Origin of the sequence: Priestia filamentosa (assembly GCF_900177535.1) — a bacterium.
Taxonomy (GTDB): domain Bacteria; phylum Bacillota; class Bacilli; order Bacillales; family Bacillaceae_H; genus Bacillus_I; species Bacillus_I filamentosa.
In genome coordinates this window covers 1,217,682-1,230,298 of sequence record NZ_FXAJ01000002.1, presented here as the reverse complement: position 1 = coordinate 1,230,298, position 12,617 = coordinate 1,217,682, and the positions used below count along the sequence as shown (strand labels likewise).

Here is a 12,617-nt window from a genome sequence, read left to right as displayed (position 1 = left end):
TCTTTGCTTATCTATTCCAGGTCAATGCTGTTTAAGGTGAGGGAACTAAACATAATGTGCTTCAGGCCTTTTTCGCGGTTTTGTAGAGTTAAACCATTGTAAGCAAAGAAGAAAAATAAGCAGTGCGTCGATGATATCTCCCCCGTAGTACATTATCATGCCGCCAAGTTCAGCTTCATGAATAGGTACTCCACTAGGCGGTTGTGCATAGATGTATTTAGATAAAATTCCATGACCTGCTAGTGCGAGAATAAGGACAATCGTTCTGTACAGATAAGAAAAGCGATGTGACACAGGATCAATATAAATTATAGAAATCGTAAAAAGATAGCCTGCTATAAACACATGAGCATGAATGAAAATATGCAATAAAATATGTTCATGCATCATACTGTACAAATTTGTAGTATAAAGCAACCAAAGCCCGCCAACATTTAACAATGTTGCAACAACAGGATGAGTAAAAAAACGTGAAAATCTGCTTTTTAAAAAGGCTGAAAGCATTCTAGCTCGTTTTTTAGGCAGCGTACGCAACAAAAGCGTTATTGGAAAAGATAAAGAAATCAACAGCGGTGAGAGCATGCCAAGCAGCAAATGTCCAACCATATGTAGAGTGAAATTAGAATGAGCTTCCTCTGCAATTGGACCGCTAACAGAGCCTACTGCACAAAGAATACCTAAAGCAAACAAAATTACTCTAGAAAAAGGCCATGTTTTATAGCGAGAATTAGAATGAAATACAGAAACAAGATAAAGGAACAATGCGATAAGAAATGGAGCAGCTAAGATGAACTCTGCTCTAACTATATGATGCTGCATATTATTCATAAGAATGACGTCCTTGTTTCTTCTTGCTTATTTGTAGTAATACAATTCCAGCTACAATCATCAGCAGAGCTAACCCGTTCCAAATAGTATCATATATCCATAAGGTATCAACATAGCGAATTTGATGAAGGCCCATAAGCTTATGCTGAATAAGTCCATCGTAAAGCTGAAATCCTCCTGTCCCAAGCCAAAAGCTACCGTGCCACTTTTTAAACTTCAGAGCATTTCGGCGGCGTAAGTCAGCAAATAGAAACAAACCTCCAATTGTGGAAAACCAGCTGAAGGCGTGAAAGAAACCGTCAGATATGATACCAATTCTTGTTGTTGAACCATCATAAAAATGATGCCACTGTAAAAGCTGGTGAAAAACAAATTCATCAATAAAAGCAGCAAAACCCATTCCAACAAGAATACCTGAAAATACATTTCGTTTTACATAGTTTAACGATGCTTTGCCCATTTTATCATTCCTCTCTAAAAAAGTTACTATATACCACTTTCCCAACTCACCTTTTCTGTAAACGGTTAAAAGAAAGTCTAAAAAGGCCAATTCTTATTCTCGTTGTTCTCGTCCTTTTCTTTTAATTTTTCTTAAAAAGAGAATTTTATTTTCCCATTCAGAAATATTACGCTTTTTTTAAATAACGCAAAACTAAAAGAATATAGGGTGTATGTCTCGCAAAACCTTTTAGAAAAAAGTCTAGTTAGAATATATAAATGATATGAAAAAGAACGACCGGATCTCTATGATCCAATGATGAATCAAATAGAAGACGTGCTTAAACATCACACTTATTAAATTCTAGAACGTATGATACATGTTTCCTTTTCTTTACGGAAAAAGTAAGTATATATTTATACAGAAAAGGCAGGGGAGGAGATGGAATTTTTAAAAGAGCTAATGCTTATCTTTGGGAGAATAGTCACAATTATCCCTTTACTTTTAGTTGTAACGCTTGTAATGGGGAGAAGGGCAATTGGAGAACTTCCTGTTTTTGATTTTCTTGTTGTTCTTGTATTAGGATCTGTTGTTGGAGCGGATATTGCAGATCCAAATGTTGAACATATTCATACAGCTATAGCTATTGTTTTAATTGCTTTTCTTCAACGTATTATCGCAAAGTCGGCCATCTCATTTCGAAGATTTGGAAAGCTTATTACATTTGACCCAACGGTTGTTATTAAAGATGGTCAAATATCAAGAACTAATATAAAAAAGATACGCTATTCACTTGATAATATCTTGCAAATGTTAAGAGAAAACGGAGTTTTTGATATAACACATGTTCATCTTGGTATTATTGAATCAAACGGGAAGTTAACGGTTTATAAACATCCTGCTAACGATATTGTAACGGTAAATGATTTAGGTATTGAAAAAAATCTTGATGGGATTGCTTATCCTGTTGTGATTGAAGGGAAAGTGTATAGAAAAGTACTAACAGACTTACATTTGACAGAAGAATGGTTAAATAAAGAATTGGAAAAGAAGGGGATTAAAGATATAAATCGTATTTTCTTAGCTTCTGTTAATGAGCGAAATGAAATGTATGTTTCACTTTATGATTCTAATCCAGTTATTAAGCCGGATGTTATTCATTGACCACTATTTAAATAATGGTGAGAGAAATTACCTCCTAATAAAAATAGAGAAGTCTTTAACTATACTTTTCACGAAGTAAATCATAAAAATCCGTAAACAGGTTTGTTTACGGATTTTTATGATGGCTTTTTTTGAAGAAACTACAGAAGACTATATCTGAAAAATAAGGGGAAAGAGGAAGATAGAAAAGTAGACTTCTTTTTTTATAAGGGGATGACTCCTTTCTAACCGCATGTTGTCTTCTTTTCCCTCATCTATAAAATAGTATGTATCATTTAAAACTAAAAAAATCGCCTTACCTTATTCCATTATTTTTATAAGGAATAATTTTGGTTTGTTGTTTTATACTAACTGCGAAAATATGGTTCTAAAAGGAGGAGTTTTAAATGATGCAAAATCAACAAGGTCAAACACATCAAAACATGCACACGGGGGATATTTCACAACATATGAATCATGGTGGCCATGAAGTCTTTGATGTGCAAGAAGTATTATCAGGAACAATTGGTACTCTGAATTCTTATACGTTGTTACGTCAACATGTACAAGATCCTGAATTAAAAGATATTTTGGAACGCCAATATCAATTTATTCAAGATGAGTACAATACAACAGTAGAATGTTTTAAAAGTGGCCAAGATCCTTCTAAACCAACACAGAGTTATAAGATGAAGCAAGGTAATGACTTTGTATATGGTCTTAAGCCATCTCAGCCTAAGAAGCCTTTACAATCCGTAAATGAAATTACAGATGAATGTGTTTCAAGCTGTATGCTTGGCTCTGTAAAGTCATGTGCAACAATGAAAACAACAGCAGCTCTTGAAACAACTAATCCAGTTGTGCGCCGTGTGCTTGCAGATTCTATCCCAAATAGTATTGAAATGGCATATGAGCTCTCTCTTTATCAAAACAAACATCATTATTATCAAGTACCACAACTTGCGCAACAAGATATGCAACAAATGTTAAATGCATATGCACCTGCTCAAGGGCAGCAAAACATGCCAAATAACAATACAACTCATTAATATTTATTCATTAATGAAGAGAACTCATGGAACTTTTACTAGTTCCATGAGTTTTATTTTTGCGTATGACTAAACAATAAGAAGGGAGGAAATGAAGAATATTCTTCACCCTATTAAAACGGAAATTCTCGATATTTATCTTGGACAGAGATCCATTTTAACTTTGTAAATTCATCAATTATCCATGGGTTTCCAAACCTTCCTAGACCACTTTGCTTATTACCGCCAAACGGTATATTAGATGCATCATTTACAGTTTGATCATTTATATGTGTCATCCCGCTGTCAATTTTCAATCCATATTCTTCGCCTTTTTTTAAATCAGAAGTAAATATAGCAGAACTTAGGCCATAGATAGTATCATTAGCTAATTCAATTGCATGATCATCCGATTCAGCTTTGATAATTGAAACGACCGGGGAAAATAATTCTGTTTGAGCAATTTCATCAGAATTATTTACATCAACAAATACAAATGGAGTTAACACGTTTCCTATTCGTTTGCCTCTCAGCCCTAGTTTGTTGCCACTTTTCTCAGCTTTTTCAATTAATTCAAGTACTCTTTCTATTTGTTTTTCATTAATCAGTGGACCAATTACTGTATCCCGATTTGTTTGATCTCCGTACGGCAGCTTTGAAGCTCTTTCCATAAATTTATTCGCAAAGTCTTCATATAAATCTTTATGTACGATAAGTCGATTAATACACATGCAAATTTGTCCTTGATGCATAAACTTCCCAAAAATAGCTGCATCAACAGCTTTATTAACATCTGCATCTTGAAGAACGATAAATGGGTTATTTCCACCAAGCTCTAATGCAACACGTTTGAGATTTTCTCCAGCTACTTTCCCTATATGTTTCCCAAATCCAGTAGAGCCTGTAAAAGCAATTAATTGTATCACTGGATTTTCTAACATTTCATCTTTAATTTCATCAGGAGTCGTAAGGATAGACTGAAATACGCCCTTTGGTAATCCAGCATAATCGAAGGCTCGTGCAATGATAGATCCTCCTGTTAATCCAACTTGTAAATCTGCTTTATGAACAACTGTATTTCCAAGCGCAATAGCTGGAACAATAGAACGTAGTGATAAATTCATTGGAAAGTTAAAGGGTGAAATGGATGAAACGACGCCAAGTGGTTGACGATAAACTCTATTTCTTTTTCCTTCGATTGTCGAAGGGATATCTATTATTTCATCCACAGCATCCATATATTTAAACGTTTCTTTTAGTACATCAATGGAAAGGTTCAATTCTAATTCTGATTTAAGTAGGGTACCCCCTGTTTCTTGACTAATGATCTGAATAATATCCTCACGATTATCCTGAAGAAATTCAGCTGTCTTACGAAATATCGCTTTTCTATCATTGACAGGTGAATGTGCCCATTCTTTTTGTTTTGCTTCAGCTATTTTAAATGAATCCTTTACTTGTTGTAATGATGCTAATTTAACAGAGGTTATGACCGAATTGTCATATGGATTCATAATATCTTCTGTACGTTCTGTATCTCCATCAATCCACTTGCCATTAATATAGTTTTTATTGTATTTATTTTTAAAATCATTCACTTATTATCCACCTCTTTCCAAATATTTTTGTATTTTTCACCTTTTCGGTATGGTTTATGTATAGGATAGCATTTTACCCTAGATTGTAAAAGTTACCTTTATACCTAAATGTTTCTTCAATAGTTATGTGAAAGATTCTTATTACTTTTATAGAGTGTGGTACATTTTCGAAAGAAAAAATTAACAGTATAGAAGTTATTATTATTCGGCACCATTGTAAATGCAATCTTTGGAGTAGTAGTTAGTATTCATAGTCAGTTTGTTCATGTTGTGATTACAAAAAAATCAATAAAGCAGAGAAGGAGAAGCCTCAATAATTAAAAGATTTAGTAGAAGGGGGCACTAAAATGAAAGAAACATTGATGAAGATGTTAGAAAATCGCAAGGATGAGATGATTAACATCCGGCGATACCTACATAGAAATCCGGAACTATCATTTCAGGAGAAGAAAACTAGTCAGTATATTGTAGAGTTTTATAAAGGCAAGAATGTCGAGATACACACAAATGTAGGCGGAGGATATGGCGTCATTGTAACGATTAAAGGAGAGAAAGAAGGAAAAAAGATTGGCTTACGGGCAGATTTTGATGCTCTTCCTATTCAAGAAGAAACGGATGTACCATTCAAGTCAAACAATCCGGGGGTTATGCATGCCTGTGCACATGATGGACATACTGCATATTTAATGATTCTTGCTGATTGTTTAATCCAGCTAAAAGATGAAATCCCAGGAACAATAAAAATTATTCATCAACCAGCTGAAGAAGTACCGCCTGGTGGGGCAATTGGTATGATTGAGTCAGGTTTACTTGATGATTTAGATCATATTTTTGGTGTTCATTTATTACCTCTTGGACCTGTAGGGATAGTTGGATATAATAGTGGATACGTTTTTCCAGGGCGAGCATACTTTAAATTAAAAGTACAAGGGATAGGGGGACACGGTTCTTCTCCCCATCTAGCAAATGATGCTATTGTAGCTGGTGCACATTTTGTAACAGCTGTTCAAACCGTTATTAGTCGACGATTAAATCCGTTTGACATGGGTGTTGTCACAATCGGTTCTTTTGATGGCAAAGGTACATTTAACGTGATTAAAGATAAGGTGGAACTTGAAGGTGATGTAAGGGGCATGACTGAAAAAACGCGGGAATTAATTGAAAAAGAAATTCGTCGTATTGCAAAAGGAATAGAAGAGGAATTTAATGTAACATGTGAGTTAACTTATACGCCTGACTATCCACCGCTATATAATAATCCAGAATTAACAAAGATGGTGGAAATGGCTTTGAAAAATACAAATGATAGAGACATTAAAGAAGTAAAAGAGTTTCCTAAATTATCGCCATCAGAAGACTTTGCCCATTATGCAAAAAAGTTTCCAGCTTGTTTCTTTTATATCTGCTGTACACCTAAAGGCGTAGAAAAGCCTTATTTCAACCACCATCCGAAATTTGATATTGATGAAGAGGCCCTTTTAGTAGCAGCCAAAGCAGTTGGGACTGTTATTTGCAGTTATTGTAAAACCAATGAATAACCAATCGCTATGGATCATCTTACCAAAAGAACAACAGCTCATATTCTTCATTTTCGTAAATCAAAAAGAGAGTCTTAAGACTCTCTTTTTGATTTACTCATTATTTTGATTTGACATAGAAATAGGAGAACCAGTAGAAGTATGTTCATTGACCCATTCTCGTGTTGTATCCGAAACAGCGGACCAGTTCGGGATTTTATCTTTGTTCTGCTGAATCCAATTCATGCAAAATTGAGGATCGATACTATGTTGTTCACACTCCGATAAAAAGGCTTGAACAGTAGATTCATTACAGTTTTCCCACGTTCCACAAGTTGTGTGCCACAAGCTTTCCATTTTCTCCTGTACAGACTGATTTTCATTTAACATATTTATTCCTCCTTGTTATATACTGTCATTGGTATAAAAGATACATAAACAGTATGTCCAAAGGAATTTAAAACATGTAGATTCAAGAGAAAGTCAGGATGTTTGCACAAAGGCGAACTAGAATATTTGATTTAAGTAGTTATTTCGAAGTTTTTGCGTCAGAGTTTAAAGTAACTCTTAATTTTTAAACTCTATTTACTTTAAATTCATCATTTACATAGAGGGCGTCTCGTTGTGCAACTAAGCACAGTTCGGCAGCTTTAAAGGTATGTTCTTGAGTCATAGCATTTTCCGTATCATTTAAACAATCTAATATGAGTTCACCAAAGTAAGGAAATCCTACTTTTCCATTTAAAGAAAAATGGTGCTCTGTATCATGGTTTACTAGGTATAAGTGATCTCCATCTTCGTCTCTAGCTATATCAATATATTTGCGAATTTCAATGTATCCGTCTGTTCCAAGAATAGTTGTACGTCCATCTCCCCAAGTTTTAAGTCCATCAGGAGTAAGCCAGTCTACTCTGAAATAATTTGTAGCCCCATTATCAGCGATTAAAGTTGCATCGCCGAAGTCTTCAAATTCAGGATACTGATGATGCTTGTAATTGCCAATTTTGCTATGTACGACTTTGGCATCTTGTGCACCTGAATAGAAGAGAAACTGTTCAATTTGATGGCTGCCAATATCACATAGGATCCCCCCATAATATTCCCTTTCAAAAAACCAGCTTGGTCTGCTTTCTACATTACTACGATGTGGACCAGTTCCAAGAACTTGGACTACTTTCCCAATGGCTCCTTGTTCAATCAATTGCCCAGCAAATACTGCACTTTCTACATGTAACCGTTCACTATAATAAACAGCCCATTTAAGTCCCGTTTCAGCGGTTTTCTTACGTGCTAACTCTAATTGTTCTAATGTTGTAAAGGGGGATTTATCAGTAAAATAGTGTTTACCATAATCTAACACACGTAATCCTAAATCACAGCGCTCAGATGTAATTGTTGCACCTGCTACAAGTTTTACATCAGAATCTTCAAGAATTTCTTTTTCACTTTGAGCTGGCTGTACTTGAGGATATGTTTTACAAAATTCTGCTACCTTTTTTGAATCTTTGTCATATACCCATTTTAGTGTAGCACCAGCTTCAATTAATCCATTACACATCCCGTAGATATGGCCATGATCAAGACCGATAGCTGCAATGATAAATTGTCCCTCTGTAACAACAGGAGCACTTTTTCCTTTAGGAGCATAATTCATTCCATCGTTTTTTTTCATCATTTTTCCTCCTAAAAAACATTTTAGAGTTTGTGATAAGGTTTAGATACATGACATTAAATGATTATATTTATCCCTTTTTATAATCTCTTCCGACTGTTATCGTATCATCTGAGAAATTTTCTACGCTGCTTTTTTTCTCATAAAAATGTTTAACATTGGCTAGCATCCCTTCACGTGTATAAAACGAATCATCTGATAAAAGAGGGAGCTTTACATTTACTCCTAAATTTGCTGATTTATAAATAGCTGTAATGAGTTCAAGCGTTTTTCTTCCTTCGGTTCCATCAATTAAAAGTTCTTCACCTTTTTGAATTGCCATTAAGAAGTTGTTTATTTGACCAGTATGACCTTCAAATTGTAGCTCTGGATATTGATCAAAAGCTTCGTGAATTTGATTTTCTAAATCTTCATCATTTTTTTCTTGAGGAAATCCATTTTCTTTAGATACTTGAGCTGTTACTTTCCAAGGAACAGATATTCTTGCTTTTTCACCTTGGAAAATAAGTTGCTGTTCTTCTCCATGATGGACAACAGAGCTTGTTACTTGAGCTAAACTGCCATTGTCATAACGAAGTACAGCAACAGATAGGTCTTCAACTTCTGCATTATCATGTAGAGCATTGCTAGTTACGGCAAAAATATCAGTTGGCAATCCTAACATCCATTGCAACATGTCAATATGATGTACTGCATGATTTAGTGTGCAACCTCCACCTTCTTTTTCCCATGTGCCTCTCCACCATAAGTCATAGTAACTATGTCCGCGCCACCATAACGAATCAACTTGAGCATGAGCAACTTTTCCAATCATTTTTTGATCGAGTACATGTTTTAATCTCATAATGGGAGTTAAAAACCTATTTTGAGCAACCACCGATAAAAGTTTCTGACTCTCAATAGCTGCTTTTATCATTTCATCACATTCTTGTAAGGAAGAAGCCATAGGTTTTTCTACTAAAACATGTTTTCCTGCTTTAAGAAAATCGATAGCAATAGCCGCATGCATATAAGGAGGGGTACAGATAGACACAGCATCAATATTAGAATCATTTAGTAACTCTTTGTAGTCAGCAACAACTTTGACTTCTAAATTATATTTTTTTGCCAAACTTCCAGCCTTTTCAGGATAAATATCAGACATAGCTACAATTGTACAACTTCCAGGCATTTCGAGATAAGCTTCAATATGTGATTTTGAAATAGATCCAGTTCCTATAATGGCAATGTTCGTCATATGAATCTTTCCTTTCTGTAAGAAAGTGGTTTTTTAAAACAAAGATGCAGATAGCGCTTTCAAAAAAACGTTAACTCAGATTTTAAAAGGTATTTCCTACTGATCGTTTATAGATATACTAGTATGGTAGTACAAAATGTATTATAATATAAATATTCTGAATTTTGAATACTTTTTTAGTTTTTTATTTTTGAGGCCCTGTGGTCTCTATCTTAAGAATCTTTTTAGGGATTCTCAAAATCTCGAGATATAAACAGAATAAAAACAGAATAATCAAAAAATATATGTTGCTTTAATATACTTGTATGGTAGTATGTTAGTGAAAGGAGTATAGACGATGAATATGAACTTAAAAAATCAAAGCATTTCTACTAGAGAACAAGTTTACCATATGTTAAAAGATCAAATATTAAGTCTTAAACTTGCTCCTGGGACCAATATTTCTGAAAAAGAAATTTCAGAGCAATTCCAAGTTAGCCGTACACCAGTAAGGGAGAGTTTTTTAAAATTATCTCAAGAAGGGTTATTAGACATTTACCCTCAAAGAGGAACCTTTATTTCCTTAATTGATCTAGATCTTGTAGAGGAAGCAAGATTTATGAGGGAACAACTTGAAAAGGCTGTTATTAAATTAGCCTGTAAGTGCCTTCCTAAAGAGACGATGATTGCTTTAGAAATGAATTTAAATATGCAAAGAATATGTATTAAAGAAAAAGACTATAAAAAAATGTTTGAGTTAGATGAGGAATTTCATAGAACGATCTTTGCTGGATGTAATAAAGAAAAAACATGGTTAATTATTCAACAAATGAATGTTCACTTTAATAGAAGTCGAATGTTAAGACTAGTCACAGATTATAACTGGGATGGTATTTTGCTTCAACATGAAAGTATTTTTAAAGCGATACAAAAACATGATGTACAAGAAGCTGAACAACTAATGGAAGAGCATTTAAAACTTGTTATTATAGACAGAGAATTATTAAAGAAAGAGCATCCACATTATTTTAAATAAAAACTGAACTTGTATTAGTAATGTTTCCATAACTTGAAATATTGGCCCATATAATAGAGCTCTCTATTACATGGGCTCCTTATCTATTCATTCTTACTTTTAGCTTGTCAATCTATGAATAAAACATTATTTATGAAATGTCTCCTAGAAGAGGAGTAAGTTTTATAGACATTTTTATGAAAGGTGAAAACTGAAATGAAAACGCATTCAATGGAGAGATTTATTATAATAAATAATAGACTTATCTTTTTATATTAAAAAAGTGCTATTTTAATATGAAAAAGGAGGTGGTGGAAGATAACTTTAACTATCAGGTTTCATAATAAGCTATTAACTAGGTTCAGTGTAATTTTAGTCCTTTTCTCTTCAAGCTGCCTATGATTTATAAATAAAGGAGTTGAGCATGAGCAACCAAAAAAATGACTATCCTTATCCTATTCACAAAGTAATCTCTTAGGACATATTTGAGAGGAGAGAAAGAATGAAGTCTGCAAATAGGAAATTAACAGTAAAGAATTTTATTGGTTATGGAACAATGGACTTATTTGGAGGTGGAGCATTCGCAATTATTGGAGCATGGATGTTATATTTTTATATTACCTTTTGTGGTCTTACTCCTGTTGAAGCAGGGTCAATTATTGCCATCGCCCGTATTGTTGATGCTATTGCAAGTCCACTTATGGGTCATATCACTGATAATTTTGGCCGTACAAAACTTGGAAAGAAGTTTGGAAGACGTAGGTTTTTTCTATTACTTGGAGCGCCTTTAATGGTTATTTATTCTTTACTTTGGATTTCTGATATGAGCTATTGGTATTACTTGATAGTATACATTTTGTTAGAGTTCTTGGCAGCAATGGTGTTAATTCCATTTGAAACTCTTGGAGCTGAAATGACAGATGATTTTAATGAACGTACAAAGCTTTCAACTATTAGATTAATCTATTCAGGATTAGGGACATTTTTAGCTACTTTTATTCCTGGTCGATTATTTGAAATATTTGGGAAGGACTCACCACAAGCTTTTCTTTATAATGGGATTATCTTTACGTTTATCTTTATGGCTTCGCTGTTAATTACACATAGAACAACATGGGAACGTAATATAGAAGAAGATATTACAAGACCTTCTGAAACCGAAAAATTACCTCTTATGGAAACTACAAAAAAATTCATCATTGATTTATCATCTACTTTAAGAATTAAAAGTTTTCGTCAACATCTCACAATGTACATTTGCTCCTTTACAGCAATGGATATTTTAAATGCAGTTTTTGTCTATTTTATCGTCTTTTCGTTGAACAAAGATGCTGTATTAGCATCTGATTTATTATCTATTGGATCACTCCTTCAAATGATATGTACATTATTGTTTGGATGGCTTGTTATTAAAATTGGACCAGCTCCATCACTGAAAATCTCTTATTTTGCGATTATGATAAGTATAAGTGGTTACATATTTTTATATTTTACACAGCCAACTTATATGATTATTGCTTTGTACATTCTTTCTACTGTGTTAGGAATAGGGAAGAGTGGCCTGTATTATATTCCATGGAATATTTACACGTTTATTCCTGATGTAGATGAAATGGTAACGCAAAGAAGAAGAGAAGGCATATTTGCAGGTATTATGACCTTTACACGTAAAAGCACTACAGCATTAGCAACTTTCTTAGTAGGGGTTGTTTTGCAAGAGACTGGATTTAATGCAAATGCCACGACCCAATCAACAACAGCAGTAAATGGGATTACGAGTATTTTATTTTTTGGAACAATTGGACTTATTATTATTAGTTTAATTGTAGCTTTTAGATTCAAACTATCTAAGAAGACTCACTCTATTATGCTTGCGGAGATTAATAGATTAAAAAACAACGGGTCAATGGAACAAGCAGACAAAGAAACACGCATTACTTTGAAAGCGCTAACAGGGTGGGAGTATGAGAAGCTCTGGGGGCACAATAATGTAGGATATCAGCAGCCAGTCAGAAGTTTTGAAGAAACAGATTTTAAACAGAAAGACTTTAACTAATGCCAATTATAAACTTAACTTAGGATGTAGCGAATAAGGGATTTTAAAAATTCCAGGGGAACTTTAATTGCTTATAAAAGTAAATTTGTCAATTTTGTTTGAATA

11 protein-coding genes are annotated in these 12,617 nt (G+C 33.9%); 5 read left to right on the top strand and 6 right to left on the bottom strand.

Going from position 1 to position 12,617, the window contains the following annotated elements:
* Positions 1-45: 45 nt before the first annotated feature.
* Together B9N79_RS13250 and B9N79_RS13245 are read right to left on the bottom strand one after the other, a co-directional pair.
* Positions 46-828, bottom strand: a complete 783-nt coding sequence (locus B9N79_RS13250; RefSeq protein WP_040061136.1) for a cytochrome c oxidase assembly protein — start codon at positions 826-828, stop codon at positions 46-48.
* Positions 821-1,288 carry a DUF2243 domain-containing protein gene (locus tag B9N79_RS13245; RefSeq protein ID WP_046217597.1) on the bottom strand — a complete coding sequence of 156 codons (468 nt, stop codon included), beginning with the start codon at positions 1,286-1,288 and terminating at the stop codon, positions 821-823. Before B9N79_RS13245 ends, B9N79_RS13250 begins: the two co-directional genes overlap by 8 nt.
* A gap of 420 nt (positions 1,289-1,708) precedes the next feature.
* On the opposite strand from B9N79_RS13245, the gene B9N79_RS13240 reads away from it, so the two are divergent.
* Together B9N79_RS13240 and B9N79_RS13235 are read left to right on the top strand one after the other, a co-directional pair.
* Complete coding sequence (locus B9N79_RS13240) at positions 1,709-2,431, top strand: DUF421 domain-containing protein (protein WP_019393541.1); 723 nt, start codon at positions 1,709-1,711, stop codon at positions 2,429-2,431.
* A 389-nt stretch (positions 2,432-2,820) separates the two neighbouring features.
* On the top strand, positions 2,821-3,459 hold the full coding sequence (locus B9N79_RS13235) for a spore coat protein (protein ID WP_026009649.1): 639 nt from the start codon (positions 2,821-2,823) through the stop codon (positions 3,457-3,459).
* 113 nt (positions 3,460-3,572) lie between these two features.
* On the opposite strand, the gene B9N79_RS13230 is transcribed toward B9N79_RS13235, so the two are convergent.
* Positions 3,573-5,036 carry an aldehyde dehydrogenase family protein gene (locus tag B9N79_RS13230; RefSeq protein ID WP_048896822.1) on the bottom strand — a complete coding sequence of 488 codons (1,464 nt, stop codon included), beginning with the start codon at positions 5,034-5,036 and terminating at the stop codon, positions 3,573-3,575.
* Positions 5,037-5,383: 347 nt separating this feature from the next.
* On the opposite strand from B9N79_RS13230, the gene B9N79_RS13225 reads away from it, so the two are divergent.
* Positions 5,384-6,574, top strand: coding sequence for an amidohydrolase (locus tag B9N79_RS13225; RefSeq protein ID WP_046217596.1), 1,191 nt, complete (start codon positions 5,384-5,386; stop codon positions 6,572-6,574).
* Between the two features lie 93 nt (positions 6,575-6,667).
* Here B9N79_RS13225 and B9N79_RS13220 read toward each other — a convergent pair whose 3' ends face one another.
* From B9N79_RS13220 to B9N79_RS13210, 3 genes are all read right to left on the bottom strand, one after another.
* Positions 6,668-6,943, bottom strand: a complete 276-nt coding sequence (locus B9N79_RS13220; RefSeq protein ID WP_019393545.1) for a hypothetical protein — start codon at positions 6,941-6,943, stop codon at positions 6,668-6,670.
* A 184-nt stretch (positions 6,944-7,127) separates the two neighbouring features.
* Complete coding sequence (locus B9N79_RS13215) at positions 7,128-8,225, bottom strand: Gfo/Idh/MocA family protein (RefSeq protein ID WP_040061144.1); 1,098 nt, start codon at positions 8,223-8,225, stop codon at positions 7,128-7,130.
* Between the two features lie 70 nt (positions 8,226-8,295).
* Positions 8,296-9,462, bottom strand: a complete 1,167-nt coding sequence (locus tag B9N79_RS13210) for a Gfo/Idh/MocA family protein (RefSeq protein ID WP_019393547.1) — start codon at positions 9,460-9,462, stop codon at positions 8,296-8,298.
* Between the two features lie 337 nt (positions 9,463-9,799).
* Between B9N79_RS13210 and B9N79_RS13205 the strand changes: the two genes are divergently transcribed.
* Both B9N79_RS13205 and B9N79_RS13200 read left to right on the top strand, forming a co-directional pair.
* Positions 9,800-10,477 carry a GntR family transcriptional regulator gene (locus tag B9N79_RS13205; RefSeq protein ID WP_019393548.1) on the top strand — a complete coding sequence of 226 codons (678 nt, stop codon included), beginning with the start codon at positions 9,800-9,802 and terminating at the stop codon, positions 10,475-10,477.
* Between the two features lie 481 nt (positions 10,478-10,958).
* Positions 10,959-12,512: an MFS transporter gene (locus B9N79_RS13200; RefSeq protein ID WP_040061147.1), complete on the top strand. Its 1,554-nt coding sequence runs from the start codon at positions 10,959-10,961 to the stop codon at positions 12,510-12,512.
* Positions 12,513-12,617 lie beyond the last annotated feature (105 nt).